This is a genomic window from Pontiella sulfatireligans (assembly GCF_900890705.1).
Taxonomy (GTDB): Bacteria; Verrucomicrobiota; Kiritimatiellia; order Kiritimatiellales; family Pontiellaceae; genus Pontiella; species Pontiella sulfatireligans.
Window position 1 is genome coordinate 2,086,111 of record NZ_CAAHFH010000001.1, and the last position, 17,743, is coordinate 2,103,853.

5 protein-coding genes are annotated in these 17,743 nt (G+C 54.6%); all 5 read right to left on the reverse strand.

Annotated features, from left to right (window positions below; genetic code table 11):
* Window positions 1-99: 99 nt before the first annotated feature.
* On the reverse strand, window positions 100-5,064 hold the full coding sequence (locus tag SCARR_RS07015; RefSeq protein ID WP_168433080.1) for a glycosyl hydrolase: 4,965 nt from the start codon (window positions 5,062-5,064) through the stop codon (window positions 100-102).
* Between the two features lie 242 nt (window positions 5,065-5,306).
* Window positions 5,307-9,020 (reverse strand): glycosyl hydrolase, encoded by a 3,714-nt coding sequence (locus SCARR_RS07020; RefSeq protein WP_136060788.1) that lies wholly within the window; start codon window positions 9,018-9,020, stop codon window positions 5,307-5,309.
* Window positions 9,017-11,614 (reverse strand): alpha-galactosidase, encoded by a 2,598-nt coding sequence (locus SCARR_RS07025; protein WP_136060789.1) that lies wholly within the window; start codon window positions 11,612-11,614, stop codon window positions 9,017-9,019. Before SCARR_RS07025 ends, SCARR_RS07020 begins: the two co-directional genes overlap by 4 nt.
* 89 nt (window positions 11,615-11,703) lie before the next feature.
* Window positions 11,704-14,088, reverse strand: coding sequence for an autotransporter outer membrane beta-barrel domain-containing protein (locus SCARR_RS07030; RefSeq protein ID WP_136060790.1), 2,385 nt, complete (start codon window positions 14,086-14,088; stop codon window positions 11,704-11,706).
* A gap of 176 nt (window positions 14,089-14,264) precedes the next feature.
* Window positions 14,265-17,708: a M60 family peptidase N-terminal accessory domain-containing protein gene (locus tag SCARR_RS07035; protein ID WP_136060791.1), complete on the reverse strand. Its 3,444-nt coding sequence runs from the start codon at window positions 17,706-17,708 to the stop codon at window positions 14,265-14,267.
* Window positions 17,709-17,743 lie beyond the last annotated feature (35 nt).

The following is a 17,743-nucleotide window of genomic DNA, read 5'->3' on the forward strand; positions in this document are numbered from 1 at the left end:
TTAAATCAGAGTGTTCCTCGTATTCAGCAGTTACGGAAAAAGAAAGGCGAAATGCCGACCACACATACCGTCAGCATTCCGCCTCAATCCGGATAAATTCTATTGATCTACCCGGAGCCGGATAAATTTATAATCCAGATCGTAGGCGATCAGAACCGCCACGGTTTCAACTTCGCCGTCGTCGCCGATAACCACCTCAACGAAACCAGTGGTCCCCCAATTCGGAGGCTCCAGTTCCGGCGAATATTCCGCATAGACACTGATCCCGTCGATTTTGCGGCGGGTGTAGGTGATGATCCAGTTTGGATCACTGAACGTCATCGCCGTGATGGGCGAATCGGCAACCATCGGATCGGTGGCGAGGATCCATTCCAGATTGTTGTTGTTTGAGTCCCCGTCTGGATTGCCAGTTGCAAAGGTGTCCGACCCGCCCGGGGCTCCGGCAAAGGCATCCTCGGCCCATTGCTCGTACGGGGAAAGCATGTTGTCCACAATCTCAATGTTGTCGATGGCCGGATCGGCCGAATTCCATTCCAGATTCGCCGTGCGGAAACGAAGCGTCAAAACGCTGGTGCCCGCATAGGCGGAAAGATCAACCATTGCAGAGGACCAGGCGGCTGCGCTGCTGCCGTGCTGCTGGCCGTTCTTTTTCCAGACATTGAGCGTCCAGGTAGAGCCGTTGAAAACATCCAGAGCAAGATAATCGATGTAGCCGCCGTACATGTGGTAGTCGAATGTCAATTCGGGTGTACTCGCCTCACTGAAATCGAAACGGGCCAGCACGGAAGCTGTATTGTTGGAACCTCCGGCATCATGACCTTCAGCATAGAGATAATATGTGCCGTCGGAAGCTCCACTCGGGCCGGCCGCACCACTCGGCGTTCCGCCGCTGCGGAGCGTCCAGTCATAGTCATCAGCAGCAACCTGCTGCCAATCACCCATCCCCGCCTCAAAACTTTCTGCATAGGGCAGCGAGATCAGGATCGGATTAACGGTGATTGAAACCGTGACTTCCGGACTTTCGGCCAAACCGTCATTGACGGTGTAGGTGAAGCTGTCTGAACCATAAAAATCTCCACCGGGCGTGTAGGTTAAATCCGGAGCGGTGCCGCTCAGCGTTCCGCCGGAAGGCTGTGTTGTAACCTTGTAGCTGAGAATGTCTCCATCGGCATCACTGCCGGACAGCGTAGTCGCGACTGCCGTGTCTTCATCGATTACGAAGCTCAGCGGGTTGGCAACGGGGCTGTTGGAGTTGTCTTCATCAATGCGAATATTATCAATGGCCGGGTCGGCCGCGTTGAACTGCTTGTTCGCCGGGCGGAAGCGCAGCTTCACATTGCTGTTGCCCGCATAAGCTGAAAGGTCAACCGCCGCCTTCGTCCAGGCCTGATCACGGCCGGAATGCTGCTGGTTGTTCTTTTTCCAGACATTGGAAATCCAGGTGGAGCCATCGAAAACATCCAGCGCCACGAACGCGATGTAGTTGCCATACATGTGATAGTCGAAACCCAGCTGCGCCGAGGAAACCGTGCTAAAATCAAAGGAACACTCCACTACATTCGTTACATAGGATCCGGCATCATGCCCCTCAGAGAAGAGATAAAAATTGCCATCCGCCGCGCCATTCGGGCCCGATGCCGCAGTCGGTGTTCCGCCGGAACCCACTTCCCAGAACCGGTCCTGCTCATCAAACTGCCGCCAGGCGCCGATGCCCTCTTCAAAACTTTCCCGGTATGGAAGCGTCTGCACTTCCGTCAGGGTGATCGGCAGATAGTGCTTGATGAAACGGAAGTGCAGGTTGTCGTCCGTTATGGTATCATTCACGACATCAATCGCATTGGCGTTACTGATGCGCAGTCGTTTGCCCGTTGAAGGATGATCAATATAGAACCATCCGTACTGATATTCGTTCAGCTCCCATTCAACCACCGTCCCGGTGGTGCCTTTCGCCGCGAGCCCGACGATGGAGCCATTGTATGAAAGGCGGCGGCCGTCGCTGAGACCGGTGATGTATTTATTTCCGCCCGGCGCAGCCTCGAGAATAAACTGTTCGGTGTCGGCGCGGTTTTCGACATCGGCAGTGCTCACCGTGTTGGAGGCCGGATGGTCGATCAGGCGCAGGAAACGTCCCTTGTTGTGAATAATGTATGACGTCTCATCCACGACATTGGCATTGCCGTCCCAGCCGGACAGCAGCAGACCACACTCCGTCAGGTCTTCCCAGCCGGGATCCGAACTGTCGTTGTTAAAGTGCAGCGCCAGCCTCGGGGAATTCATATCGGTCGGGTCATCACTGCCGGCATCCGTTGTTGCCGGATCCCCTCCGCCATTACCCCATTCAAAGAGGGACCATCTTTTTAACCACGGCAGGGTTTCCGCGCGCCATGCAAATTCGGCTAGGAAGTTATAGTTGTGGTTGCGACTCCAGTTTGTCATCGTGCCGTTAAAATTGCGGGTCGAAAACTCCGTCAGCCAGATCGGCTTGCCGTAGAGGTTGTAGAGATACTCCATATTGCTGATGAGCGTGCTAGGGCTTCCGTCTTTTGCTCCTGCCGTCGAATACCAGTGCATCGCCATATATTCGGAGCGCAGGCCTTCCTTTTCGGCAATCGCCTCATAACCGGTTCGCCAGTAGTTTTTGTAGCCGGCCGGACAAGGGCCCAGCAACGGTTGCTTCATGCGTTCTAGGCGCGGCCATTGATAGGCCGCAACGTTCGTAGCCATATTCGCCTGATCATGCAGATCCGGCTCATTGAATCCCATCACCGTCGTCTGGCTGGCCCGGCCGTACCATTCCGACTGATACTTCAGGATATCCAGCGCAGCGGCTCCGGCACCGCCCCACTGCATCGGCATATGCGGAAAATCTACAGGAACCTTTGGTTGATTTCTCCAGTCGTAGACCCAGCTGGGTTTGAACATGGAGCTAAAGTGGAAATGGGCCGCTTCGCCCTGTTTCGGGAAATGGGTTTCGTAGTTGATTTTCCAATGTTTGGAAAACTCCGAACCGGCCGCCTGCTGCACCACATTGGTGCCGTCGAGACCGAGCACCATTCCGCTCCAGACATTTTTAATTTGGAAATACGTGCCGTCGCCGGTATCCACCAGCCGCCAGCGCTGATGCGGCATGGAGGAATAGTCACCTTCAACAATAGCCGCGCCGCCGGTCGTGGAAGCCAGCGACACCTCGAAGCAGCGCTCGCTGTCCTTGCTGACCAGACGGTAGGTGTCGGTGCCGATATTGAGCAGCACCTGGAACCACGGTTCGTTGGTCACGGTGGTCGACCCGTTGGTCGAAGAGGAAAGGCTCCAACCATTGGAACGGTTTTCAATGGTATAGTAGGCATCCTCATACTCCATGAAACTTCCCGTCGGCGGGGCTTCGTCGAGCACATCCGTCCAGAGCGGATATCCGCCCGCATTGTTTTCAGGCAGCACCACCAACTCGCGGATCACGGCCTGGCTGGAATCGAGCGACCGGATGCGGATTTTGGTGGTGGTTACCGCGGCACCAAACCAAAGATTCAGATCCAGCTCGGTGTTGTTTGAAACGGATCCGCCGTTAAAAAGAACCCAGCTGCCACCATCATCGTAGGCCACCTCAAAATCCTGGATCTGCGTGCCCGTTGCGCCCTCATAGCCGGAGTAAAGCTGGATGCCGCGGATGTTCTCCCCTAGCGGAAGATGGATTTCCAAATCATGCGGCCCGGCGACGTTGGTGCTGGCCCAGGCGGAAGCGTTGTCGGCATAGCCATCGATGGCCAAACGCGGATAATGCACACCGTCTACGGAGGAATATTCATACTGGCGCAGTTTAGCGATATTGAGGTCCACATCCACTCCAAACATCACATTCGATCCGACGAGCGTCGGCGGATAGAGCACCAGCTCCTTCACACTGGCCGTTGCATCCGTTGTGTAGAGGCGGAACGTCTGTGCTGTTACAGGCGCGTCGAACGCCAGGTTGAGGTTGGGGAGTGTGTTGCCGGACACATCCGTGCCGGCAATATCGACCCAGCTTCCGCCATTGTCGTACTGCAGCACAAAATCGGCCATCGCTGAATCCGATGCCCCACCGCTGAACAGATGGGCGCTGCCGATCGCCATCGGAGCGGCCAACTCGATTTCGAGCCAGTGCGGTCCGTTCTCGGTGCTGACCCAGCGACTGTCCTGCGATACAAAGCCGTCGGTGGCAAACTGGACTGGATTGGCCGATGCGGATGAGTCCGCGGTCACCGACTGGTATTTGGCCAGATTAAAATAAAAGTCGTGCGAATCCGGCAGGATTACCGGTCCGGCGACAGACTGAATGGTGAGGTTGTCAAAAAAGCCCCCGGCCGCTGCACTCTCACCGGTCACCTTGACATAGGCGAGTTCTGAAAACGTGCCGCTGTCGTAGGTCGGCAGCGTGGTGGTCTGCGCCGTGGTGGTTCCGTCCGCCTTTACCGTGTAAAGAGACCAGCCCCCCGAGGAGACGGTGATCTCGAAATGCGCGTCTTTAGTGGCGTTGAGTCCGTCGGCAGCGTTCCCGTCACTGCCAAACCAAAAGCTTCCAGGGTTCGTGCCCGAAGCAATCTGGCCCGCAGAGAAGGAATGGCTTCCGCCACTGTCAGCATATCCGGGGCGTTGGCGATCAGCGCCGCCGTTTCCAAATTCATTTAATTCCCCCAAGACGAATTGAAAGATGATGCTGTCGTTTGAATCGTAGCCGGTCACGTAGTGGCTTTTGGTGGCTCCGTTGGTGCGCCGGATCGCCATATCCAACGATACCACCGCTGACTGTCCGCCGGCCAGCGATACCGCATTCGACGGCGTCAGTGTAATGTCCGTGGCCGCAGCCGATCCGTCAGTCGGATCGGCATAAAGTACATTACTGCCCAATGTTGCATCCGGACCGGCGGTGACGGCCGTCTGGACGTTGTAACCTGCGGTGTACGTGATCGTGCCGGACGTTGCGTTCGTGCCCGACTCAAAGTCGGCCTCAAACACCACGGTTTGTGCAAAGGCGCCCTGAAGGGATAAAAGGCCACCTGCTAGTACTAAAACTGCTTTTTTCATTCTCATTAAAACTCCTCTTAAATCCGGATGCAGGAATGATCCACGGAATGACACAACCATCCCATTTATTCGACTATCCGCGTCCAACTCTGTTCATTCTTAGATTTTTTGCCCGTTAAGCGGATTAAAGCACCGCACAAACCACCACTAAACCGGGAATAGCTGATCAGGCGGTTATAAGCTTTAACGCCGGTATTTAACGGGAAGTGACATGGGAACGGGCTGTCTGCCCAGGGCATCCCCCGCAACTATTGCGCAACCCGGAGCCGAATAAATTTATAATCCAGGTCATATTCAATCAGTACAGCCACGGTTTCTACATCCCCGCTCGTCCCAATAACCCCTTCATAGACAATCCCGGCTGTTCCCCAGCTGGGGTCTGTCAGCTCAGGCGAATATTCGGCATAGACACTGACTCCGTCGATTTTACGGCGGGTGTAGGTGATGATCCAATGTGGATCATCAAACGACATGGAAGTAATCGGCGAATCGACCACCATCGGATCCGTGGCCAGAATCCATTCCAGTTCATTGGCATTCGCATCGCCGTCCGGATTGCCTGCCGGGGTTGCGTCGGTCCCTCCCGGCGCGCCGGCAAAGGCCTCTGCTGCCCAGGTTCCGTAGGGACCGTAGAACACCGACGGTGTGACTGACACTTCCTCTGAAAGCTCAGAATCCATACTGTCCGCATCGGTTGCATAAACCACGTAATAATAGGTCATTTCATTGGTGACGGCATTGTCGGTATAGCTGGTTGAAGACATTCCATTGGTCAATTCAGTATAGGTCCCGCCGGAAACCGTGCTGCGCTGGAGCGTATAAGTGATCGGGGGATTCCCCGAGCTCGCTGACCAACTGACCGTCACGGACGCATCGCCCGGCTCCGCCGTGGCCACAGGAACCGTGACGATTAAGCCCCCTGGATCCCCCACCCGGATGTTGTCGATAGCCGGATCCGCTGAGTTCCACTGCTTGTGTTTCGTCCGGAAGCGAATCGTTACGTTGCTGTTTCCGCTATAGCCCGTCAGATCAACCGTTGCAACGGACCATGGAACCGTACTGGTGGAGTGTTGCTGGCCCAAACGCGTCCAGACATTGGAAGCCCACGCCGAGCCGTCATGAACATCAACCGATAAATAGTCGATGTACGTGCCATACATATGATAGTCGAAGTTCATCTCTGCGGAGGTTGCCCCGCTGAGGTCGAAGGAGCATTGAATCGTCGTAGCCTTGTAGGACCCGCCCGAATCATGCCCTTCGGCGTACAGATAAAAATCGCCGTCCGATGCACCACTGGGGCCGGCTGCCGGTGAGGCCGTTCCGCCACTGTTGCGCCGCCAGTCGTAGTCATCCACAACGGACTGAACCCAGCCGCCCATGCTTTCTTCAAAGCTTTCGGCATACGGCAGCGATTGTGTTTCCGCAATCCCGATGGGCTGCGCCGGCTTGATAAACCGGAACTTAAGATTATCGTAAGCATTTTTGCCATCGACATTAATCACATTATCACTGGCAATGCGGAGTCGCTTACTGGTTGAAGGATGATCGATAAAGAACCATCCGTATTGATCCGCCGTAAGCTCCCATTCAACCGTCGATCCAGTGGTTCCGGCCGGCGACAGGCCGACGGTCGAACCGTTGTAATGGAGTCGGCGACCATCGTTGACGCCAACGATATATTTATTCCCATTCGGCGCAGACTGGAACATGAACTGATCCGTCCCTCCCCGGTGCAGGATATTGGCATGGGAAACCGTATTGCTTGCCGGATGGTCAATCAAACGCAGACTGCGCCCCTTGTTATGAATGATGTATTCTTTTTCGTCGCGTATGGTGGTATCGCCATCCCACCCCGCCAGCAGCAGGCCGCACTCCGATAAATCTTCATAACCCGAGTTGGTCTTGTCATTGCGAACATGCAGCCCCATGGTCGGGCCGTCTCCAACGGTCGGGTCGGCATTGTTGTCCTCGGTGCCCCATTCGAAGATGGAATATTTTTCCAGATGGGCAATGCCCTCGGCGCGCCACAGAAATTCGGCCAGCCAATTATAGTTGTCGTTCCGGCTCCAGGAGCCGGTTGCATACCAGTCCTTCACGGCAAACTCCGTGATCCAGATGGGTTTGCCATAGGCGTTGTAGACGCTGTTGATCACATTGATGATGTTCTGGGGGCTGCCGCCGTTGCAGCCGGCATACCAGTGCAGCGCCATGTATTCAGAGCGCAGGCCACGAACCTCGGCAATCGCTTCATAGTTCTGGCGCCACGACCCGTTGTGCTGCGCCGGGCACGGCCCGACCAGCGGAAGGTTCATGCGTTCGAGCCGCGGCCACATATCCGCGGCGGCTTCCTCGGCAATGTTCGATTGTGGATACGCCTTGTCCGGCTCGTTGAAACCCAGCACGGAAGTCTGGTTGGCCTTGGCATACCAGCCCGGCTGCCTGCGAAGAATGCCGGGCGTGCTTGAGGCGATCCCGCCCCACTGCATGGGCGCATACTGCCCGTATTCACACTCATCCTCCTGATTATGATTCCAACCGTAGAACCAGCTCGGCTGATACATGTAGTTGTAGTGGAAAAACGCCGCCTGCCCCTTCTTGGGATAGTGCGTTTGATAATTGAACGACCACTCCTGGGAGGCATCGGAGGTGATGCTTTTCTGAACAACCGCCCCGCCCTCGACATCGAGGGCCTTACCGCTCCAGATATTGACGATGCGGAAAGGTGTGCCGTTGCCGGAGTCGACCAGCCGCCAGCGCTGGTGCGGCATGCTGGAATAGACGCCCTCCACAACCGCCGCACTTTCGTTCGTGGCGGCGAGTAAAACCTCGAAACATTCTCCGCTGTCTTTACTGCGCAAGCGGTAGGAGTCCGTTCCGATATTGAGCAGAACCTGAAACAACGGCTCGTCAGCTGTCACAATCGATCCGTTCGTCGAAACGGACAGGTTGAGTCCCGCATCGCGGTTTTCAATGGTATAGTAGCTATCGCCATAATCGATAAAGCTTTCCGTTGGCGGTGCTTCATCCAACACGTCCGTCCAAAGCGGATAGCCACCCGTATTGTTTTCCGGCAGCACGGCCAGCTCGCGAATTCGAGGTGCAGCGGCATCCAGCGTCTGGATGCGGATTCGGGAGGTCGTCGCTGCGGCATCAAAGCGCACGTCCCGCTCCAGCGCGGTATTACCGGTCACCGAGCCACCGGAAAAGGTGACCCATGCAGCACCATCCCAGTAATCCACATTAAAACTCTGGATCTGCGTGCCGGTCTGGCCTTCCAACCCCGAATAGAGATGGATGCCGCGAATTTTTTCCGATTGAAGCCAGGAAATTTCCAGCTCTTGTGTTCCGGGTCCACCCACCCAGCAGGAGGTGTCGTCGGCGTAGCCGTCGATGGCAAGCTTGGGATAATTCACGCCGCTGATGGACGACGCTTCGACCTGCCGCAGCTTGGCCAGATTTAGATCCACATCGGTGCCGAAGGGAACCGGCGAACCGTCTGAGGTCGGCGGATAGAGCGCAAGATCAATGACGCGGGCGGTTCCATCGGTCGTGTAGAGCCGGAATTTTTGAGCCGTCACCGGAGTGGTAAACATCAGATTGAGTTCGGGCAGCGTGTTGCCGGACACATCGGTGCCGGCAATATCGATCCAGCTTCCGCCATTATCGTACTGCAGCACAAAGTTGGCCATGGCTGCATTCCAGGTTCCGCCGCTGAACAGGTGGGCACTGCCGATCGTCATCGGAACCGCCAGCTCAATTTCGAGCCAGTGCGGGCCAACACCAGTACTTACCCAGCGGCTGTCCTGCGAGATAAAACCGTCGTTGGCAAACTGCTCCGGCTTGTCCGTTGCGTAGGAGTCCGTGGTGACCGACTGGTATCTGGCCAGATTAAACGTCTCCTGCGCCCAAATGCCCTGAATGGATAAGAGACAAACCGCCCAAACTAAAATTGCTTTTTTCATTTCATCACATCTACTTTGGTAATCTCATATTCTTTAAGACGGTATTTCAAAAAAAGAAAATCGGCCGGCTGCTGGATTTGAAGGGGAGCACTTCCGTTTTCACCAAGGACAACGCGCCCTTTCCGGCCGGAGCGCAGGTCTACCCATTCGACCCTTTGCCCTTCCGCAACGTTCATCAGCGGGATCAACTTATGGGTCTCTTTGTTTCCCCGTTCGCGGAAGATGAGCAGAAAACCCTCGGTGGAATCGGGTTCCAACCATTGGAAACCACTCCATGCCGCTCCATTCGGATCATCACCAATGGCAAAGACATAGTGCTTGTACAACTCCTGCTGATACTTTTTGTAGAGTTGGACCAAACCCCGGACTTCGTTGCGCGCCTGACCTTCATAATAATAGGTTGTCTGAAAAAAGGTCGGGATGCCCATGAGTCCCAACGCGACTTCATAGGGGTGGCCATACAAATGCGCGTCGCTCTTCTGTTGGTTCACCCGCTGAAAATTTTGAATCGGCAGCTCAAACTTGTTGAGGTTAACGTATTTTGAAAGCTCGCGATTTTCGCGCAGCATCAGCGTCGGCTTCGGAATAGTGTTCGACGGATTTTCCGGTTTACGGTTCGAAAGCCAGACGCAGCCGAAATCGCGGGCCCAGAAATAGCCGAATCGCGGCGCATTTTCGGTCACATCCACCGCCATCCGGGCATTGTGACCCGTATAGAGCAGAAACGCGCGCAGCTTGCTCCAATGGCTGTAGAGATCGTTGTAGTTGGCAATGCGGGCGAAGTCATATTTCCACGTCACGAATCCGCCTTCGTCATAGTTGCGCTTCAGGTCATCCAGTCCGGCGTATGCCGCGGTCCAAAGCCCCAGCTTAAGATTTTTCTTTTTCGCTGCGGCGCGCACATTTTCCCAACCGGCGGGATACCAGTCCTCGCGGACATGCCAAGCCTGCGCTTTGTTCGAGGGTTGCTGTCTACCGCACTGCCAGCCGTCATCAATCTGCAGCACATCGATCCCCAGGTCGGCAACCGACTTGATCTCCCTGAGCACTTCCTTTTCTGAAGCCATGGCCATCGACTCTTCACCGCTGTTGCCGCTGCCCCAGGTATTGGCCTTCACGAACACATCGCGATTGGGATCGACCGGAAAGCGTGCACGGCCGAACCGCTTCATCGCGAGTTGACGGGCATACTCCGTGTTTTCCGGATACAACACCGTCCAGGTGGCCCAGCACCAGCGGTATTCGTCCGGCATCAGATCAGCTGCCGAAAGTGCGGAGCCCGTGTTATGTAGTCCCGAAGCATCGGAAATAAATTCGCCGGTATCGACACCGGAACGGTTGACGCATTTGTGCGATTCCTTGACCCAGGCAATCCCGCCCTGCTTCTTTTCCACAAACAGGACACTGGCCCAATCCACCGATTTTCCGGAAAGCGCTTCTTCGCGAACCATGTGGTGATCCGGTGTGTGCCGATGCTGCGTATCGTTGAAGTATCCAAAGGCTGTTAATTGACTTCCAACCACCGGAAGAAAGTCCACGCGATTGCCATTGCCCGCCGATGCCGCCGGCGAGGGAGCAGACTTGCAGCCACAGTCAAGATAGGCCGCAAGACGGTAACCAGCGGGTGCTTTGCTTTTTAGTTCCGCCAGCCGTTTTTCATTGCCGCTCAAATGTGGCTCCGAAGAAGCGTTTCCTTCTTCGTAGACCCAGAATTCAAACAGATGGGCATTCACGCCCTTTTCTTTCTGCACCTTAACTCGGACCATGTCGCCGATTCGGACTTCATCCGGAATATTGAAAACCACTTCCGCAGGCCTTTGCTGATCGCGGCTCGCCGGCAATTCCGTTGGCGGAACAACCTGCACCGCACTTTCGCCATCCATACTTAAAACTTTAACGGACTGCGTACGCCTTTTCCCCGAGCCGGTATCCCACCAGGTCAGCATCGCTTTATAATTCCGGTCGCGCTTCATGCCCTCTATCTTCAGTTCAACTTCTTTCCCATGATAGAGAGTGGATGTGTGGTATTCGGGAGCAATTGAACATTCCGGCATGTTTGCAGGAATTCGGTGTGGCTTTCCTGAGGCCAACCCGATGGATACGCCATCGCCAGCAGCTTGCGTGATGTCACAACCTTCAGGATCACCCTTCAACCAAATCTGAGTGCGAAGTCCGGGAGCATCCGGATACGCCCAGATGACATATTTAAGAAAAGTTCCAGTGGCTGGATATTCGATCTCCGCCACCACTTCCAGATGCCGGGAGGTGAAACCCTCATCGTCCGACTCTTCGGCGGTCAAAGAAAGTAGTTTGGCCCGGCCTTCGGCCAGCCCGGGAAAGTTCCAGTCAGCACGGATATCGACCGCCTGTTCAATCCACTCGTTTCCAGAGCGCAGATCGCGCAGGCCGCTGGTCGCCAGACCGCTTCCGGTCCATTTCCAGCGCCGCTCGACCAAACCCGACGAAACAATAATCTCATCGTCGCCGGCCCGAACCGATGCCGCCCCGAGGGATTTTTCCAAGGGTTGGAAAACGCCTCCATACGAAGCCGACAGGGAGATGGATGCAATAAGAAAGGTGATCAGCCGATACATGAACTTTTACCTTCGTGTCTTGTATAATTCAATGGGCCGGAAACCAGCGTTCCGCCTGTCCCCGGCCCATCTTCAACTACGAATTTCTATTAGGGTGTTTGCTCAACAAATACTCCGAGGAAGTCCGTTGTTCCGTCCATTGGAATCCCGTTGGTGATTGTATCGTAGGTGCCATCAATCGTGTTGGTTCCCAGCACGGTAACACCTGCGGTTGTCCAAGTGCCAATCACCAGATTACCTGTTGTTTCGGCAGTTACAGTGACACCACTGTTGGTATCGGAGCGGTAGCCGTAGGCGTAGGTCAACCAGTTCGTCGATCCATCCACAATCACTTCAGAGACGGGAACATGACCCTGTACAGCCGCATTGGTCGGATCGCCGCCAAAGGCATATTCCTGAAGATTGTTGTAGTTATCGAAATCGGGATCGGCTTCGCCATCATCTTGACCATACTTAGTCAACCACTCACCGTATGGGGTATAATTACCCGCTACGACGGTCAGTAACACTACGCCGGTATCGATCGACAGCGTGCCTGTGGCACCTTTGGCGCCCACGGGGCCACTCAAATCGGTCGGGTCCAGAGTGCCCGAGACCGCATCGGCCACCATTACGGTGTAAACGCCATCGGCAATACCGGTCGTATCGATGAAGGTAAAGTCGGCAAAGCCTAAGTCGAAAAACTCATCGAAGGAGGGGTTGCTCATGTTGATGGTTCCATTGGCTGCGGCATTGGTTACGACGATCTGATCATCCAATCCGCCAAACGAGATTTCAATCCCTCCGGCATTGTCGTCGATCATTGCACTGAGATCCAGGTTGGCCAGGAACTTCAGTTTATTATGTCCGCCTTTATTTCCCGGTGCGATCCGTGCGCCTGAGTTTAACGCCGCGTCGGAAGACAAGGTACCGGTGCCGCCCAGGGTTCCGCCTGAATTCACGGTGGTCAAGCCGCTCGGTCCTTCGCCCGCATTCCAGGCCATGAAGCCATCGTTGATCGTCAACGAGGCAGGGTCGGTAGTAAATCCGGAGGTGCTGATCGTTTGTGTGCCGAGGCCATTCTTGACGAGATGGATCGCGTCGGTTCCCGAAATAGCGGATCCATAGGTATAGTTTTTGCCATTCGCAACATTAATCGTCAGCGTCGCGTTCGTTCCGCCACCATCGTTTTTAATCTCCCGTGTATTGCTCCCTGCAGTATTCAATCCGGCGATGGTCTGATCATACCCGTTCATATACAATCTTGAGCTACCTGTACCGCCAATGGTCAGCAAGCTGTTGGTCGGAATGGCATTATCGATACCCATTGTGATCGATCCCTGCCAGATATGAGTTCCACCAGTATAATCGTGCGTGTTCGAGGTAAGCAACAGCGTATTGCCGTCCGACCCGGAAGCACGTCCAACCTGCAGCGGTCCGGTTCCGGTGATGGTTCCGTCATAGACGGTAGCGCCACCATTGTTGATGATTATTCCGCCGTTATCGAGCGTGATTCCACGGTTCGGGTTGATGGTAATGTTCTGCACCTTCAGTTCGCCCATATTCATAAGCGTGATGTTATCGGGATCAAACGTTCCAGGAACCGCTCCAAAGGCAGCGTCGCTGCCGCTAAAGTTCTGAATCTCGGTACGGTTTGCTGCCGAGTCAACCACGATACCGCCACTGAATGTATTGTTGGTGTTGACCAGCTTCAACAACCTCGTTCCCAGATTTTGCGCTTTCAGAGTGCCCGCGCCGCTGATGACTCCATTCATTACTAAATTGCGTGAATAACGGTTGTCGAAGGTCACAATCCCTGCACCGAGCTCCCAATTATTGGCGTAACCCTGGTCGGTATTGCGTTCATGAATATATTTTGATCCACCCACCATCTTAACAAGGTCAAACTTTCCAACGTTGGCCACGTGCCCTTTCAGGGTGCCCGGAACCTGAAAGTCCAGCGTACACCCGGCAACGCCCCAGTCCGCGCCGTTTGCCTTTTCACCCGCATCAAAAGTTCCGCCGGTGCCTCCGCCTTCGGTGATCGTCAAGGTGTCTCCCGAGGTCATCGTAAGACCGAGGTCGTTGGCTTGGTTTCCAAGTATTTCCAGAATTCGTCCGCCCAGCGCCCATGTTGCGCCACCCGATTTCACCGTCAATTGAGTATTGTCGAGCAATCCCGCCAGCGTGACCTGCCCGTTTCCATTGGTTGGAGAAACGGTAAGATTTCCAACGGTTATCCCTGAATCAACGGAAACGGTCGCAACCGTATTACTCGCATTCTTCGTAAAAACTGCGTCTGAGCCGTTCACCCATGTCGTATTGTTTACACCGTCATCCGACGTCCAGTTTGCCGTGCTGGTATCCCAAACCCCGTTCGAATGGGTTACAACACCATCACCAGCCACTGCGTCCCAAGTTAATTGCGCCTGAACTACCGACGCCTGCAGTACCGCTATAACTGCACAAGTTGTAAGTAATTTAATCCTATTCATCGTGTTCCTCCTGATGTTTGTTGATTCTCTCGCTCTTATTGGAAGTTCCGGCTCTAAAGGCTAACGAAACTCCCACCTACATAAGCTCTAACGCCTGCAACGGCGGGATGGTGACACGGAGGTGAAAAAAATATTCTTCGCCCGCGAAACCCATCAATAGGGTTGTCTGATGGCACTTACTGCACTTCCATCCGGACAAACCGGTTTGTTCCTGAAAACGACACAATAGCCGCCATGGTCTCGACATCTCCATTTTGTCCAATGGAGACTTCGATCATGCCGGCTGTGCTCCAGTCAGCATCCACCAACGAATCTGACCAGCTTGCACTAACAGAAATTCCGCTGTTCAATCTGCGGTTGTATGTGACGATGAAATTGGGATCATCAAAAATCATATTCATTGCAGGACGATCACCAACCATGGGATCAAGGACCAGGGCCCATTCATGTTCGTTGTTGAACCGGTCGCCGTCCGGGTTGCCGGATGCGGTTAGATCCGTTCCGGGCGGGGCATTGGAAAAGGCGGTTACGGTCCATTGCTCAAAGGGGGTATATACCGCGCCCGTCACGGTAATGTTGTCAATGGCCGTATCGGCGGTATGCCACTGCTTCTGCTTGCCCCGGAAACGGAGGGTTACCTCGTCGTTCCCCACGAAAGCGGTCAGATCCACCACCGCATTTGACCATGCAGCTTCGCTGCTGAAGTGATGTTGGTTCGTACGAATCCAGACATCGAAAGTCCAAGTGGCTCCATCGAAAACATCGACCGACAGGTAATCGATGTATTCGCCGTACATGTGATAATCAAAGGTCAGTTCCGCATGATCGACCGCACTGAGATCAAACAGGCATTCCACCGAAGCCGTTTTGTACTGCACACCGTTATCGTGTCCCTCCAGATAGAGATACTGGCCGCCATCCGAGGCTCCGCTAGGGCCGGTATTGGTCGTGTCGGTATATCCGCCGTTCAATGTCCAATCAAAATCATCTGCAACCGATTGCACCCATGCCCCGAGGTCGGTTTCAAAACTTTCGGCATAAGGAAGAGACTGGACTTCTCCCGCGGCGGGGCGGCCATTGGGAAAATATTCATCGATGATTTCCTGCACACGGGAAACGGTCAATGCGCCGAGCGTTGCATTCCAATCTGTCCGCATGGCTTCATAGCGGTCGCCTTCTGTATTCTGCTTAATCCCGGATTTATATTTCTGATAATGAGCCTCAAATCCGGCCGCATCCATTGGAACAACCGTTTGATAACGCACGAGGCGGTCGTAAATGAGTGCAGATTTAGGCAGACCTTCCGCGTTGATGGCGGCCTTGAGGTTGGACGCATTAACCGGGTGAATGCCCCAGAAATGAATCAGAGGAGTCAGGTCCACCCCGGCGGCCTTCGACATACGCAGGATGCGGCTGTCGGCGGGATCGGTATTTCTTGGATATGTTTTCCCGTTCTCAGCGTCTACCGCCACCGAGTGCCAGAAATTGCTCAATGCATCCCATCCGAAAATGCCAGCGATATCGACATATTTTCCATAACCGCGATGCTGGTATTTCATCTGGTTATTGGTCGTCGATGTTCCGTCCATCGGATATCCCGTCTGGAAGTTTTCAGAGAGTATCCACCCAAGAGCGGCCTGGTCGCGGCCGATGGTGCGGCTTCCATAGTCTCCGATGGAACGGCCGAAAGCTTCATCGAGGGAGACATTGAACATACGATGATGCACCGGGACGTAGAATAGATTGACCGCCGACTCCAATTCTCCGGTAAACTTGGTGATATAGGCGGCATGCCCGAACTCATGCAGGTGGTGATATCCCGCAAACTTGGGCCCGTTGAGATAGTCGTGATCCTTGTTGCCACCCGCCGACGAAGTGGGGTTGTAGTTGTCGTTCGACTGTGGATAACCAGGCGAAAAGACGTTGGCATCCAGCGTAACATCGATGATGCAGTAAAGCACGGTTTTGGGGCGCACGCGCGGCAGCCCCTGCATATCGGAACACGCATCCATCGCCTTGTCCCAATCAGCCATCAGCGTTACAGGATCGTCATAGGCATAAATCCAGTCGGTGGGCACGGTGAGCATGAACTTGTCCGTCTCGAAGTCCGCCCACGCGCCGGGATGGCTGCGCTCCGCATTCTGCCATTCTGAAAGCGTGGTCTGGCGGGTGGAGGAGTTGGAATAAAACGGTGCACGAACCGTATTCTTGAACTCAACTGTTGCCAGCCTTTCCTCGATTCCGTACGGCACTTCAATATAGATACCCCCGCCAAATGGACTGGCGATCTCGACCGTGGTGCTGTTGATCGGATAAGTCAGCGAAACCCGGTTCAACCGCTTGTAGTTATTCGGGCGGTTCTTAAGATCGGCCACATGAGCGCCGACGCGGATCTCGTATCCTTGGCCGACGAGCGCGGTCGGAACCGTTACGGTGGCGATGCTGCCGGGAGCCAGGTAGGCCCCGGTCGGACGGCGCGCAGCTTCAAACTGGAACGACACCTCATAGCCCCACGCCTCAGGCTGCGAAGCATTGATCTGCACGGAATAGACGGCATTGGAGTCGGCGGGCGGGGTGACCGCGCCGGGGAAATAGTCAGAAGACTCAAACTTGTAATTGTCCAGCAAGCTGCGGTGAGCCACCAGATTTGAGGCGTTATAGACATCGTCAAGTATGGCCTGGTAAACGTCGAACATTGCAAGACGAAGCGCCTTCGCCGGAGTTGAAGCATCCGTGCGGGAAAATTCACCGGTGTTAAAGAGATACCCGGCAACGGACTCATAGGTTTCAACCAGATCGAGGGCCTGCACAATATTGGTTTCAGAGTCCCCCACCTCATCTGCATACGTGGCAAAAATTCCAGCCTGCGTTTTGATTTGAGCGGTCGTCAGGGTATTCGCTCCGGTAATATGGTTTTTCAGTGCCGCCATGGCGGCCAGCAGCAGATCGCCCGGCGTGCCCTGCCCCAGAACCGCAATATTATCCAGAGCCAATGCCTGAAAATTGTTATTGGCGTTCGTGACAAAGAGACGGAATGCGGCGGTTTCACCGCTCGCCAACGTCTGATCAGCGAGACCAGACAATGACCAGTTGTAGTCCTGATAGTCGCTCACATTGGCCAACCCGTTCGAGTTGACGCCCGCAGCGGAATTTATCTGGGTGTCATCGGCAACCGCCAGATCGCCGCTGTCGTAATAAAGAATCAACTCCTGGGGGGCATTCAGCGAAACGCTGGCTAGATCAAAAACCACCTGCTCGAGCACCGCATCTGAACCTGTATTGTTCACCAGCGTAAGGTAAATGTTTGGTTTGTCTGTGCGATGAGACATTGCACCGTCTGTCGCGGACGTTTCCACCACATTGGAGATCCCATAGGTTCCGTCGGTTGAACCCCACGCATCGCGGGTCCCGTCCCCGCCGTAAAGCGTGGCCGAAATACCGGTCAAAAACTCATCCGCCGATTTGGAAGAACCTGAGTCTCTATACAACTGCCAGCCGTCATTAAAATCGTGCCACCCGGCGATAATCTGGTTGGAAGCCTTCGCCCTGCCATTAATTGCAAAGAACGCAATGGCGATCAATGTTACGGATATTTTGGTTCTAATATTCCAAAATTTCATTCATTTCCTCTTTTAGCTTCCACAATCCCTTAAAC